At 61.5% G+C, this 403-nt stretch carries 1 protein-coding gene; it reads right to left on the reverse strand.

The window, feature by feature from the left end; translation table 11 throughout:
• Positions 1-270 (reverse strand): TetR/AcrR family transcriptional regulator (locus AC1D1Y_RS26675; protein ID WP_477684995.1); only part of this gene is annotated, 270 nt, incomplete at its 3' end.
• Positions 271-403 lie beyond the last annotated feature (133 nt).

Genomic DNA, 403 nt, shown 5'->3' on the forward strand with positions numbered 1-403 from the left:
TTGCCCTGGCTGCGCAGGGCCTGCAAGCGCCTGCGCCAACAAGGCGTCGCGCAGCCCGGCAAAGTTGGCCTTGAGCAGCTCCTCCTTGTTGGGATAGTGCTGGTAGAAGGTCGAGCGGCCAATATTGGCGCGGTCACACAACGTCAGCACGTCGATAGCGTCCCAGCCGCACTCCACCATCAGCTGCATCAATGCCTCACGCAGCGCGTCCCGGGTGCGCTGGATGCGGCGGTCCACTACCTCTGCAGGTGCAGGTAAACGGGTTTTCATAGAGGTCTCCTGAACACGAGATCGCGTTGTGTCTGGTAGTGGCCGGAGGGCTGCGCAAGGTGCTTGGAGGCATTTGCCAGTGCCCGGAAGATAGCGGCCACGAAGCCCTTTATTGGACACAGTGTCCGCTATC

This window comes from Polaromonas sp. P1_G1, from assembly GCF_056405595.1.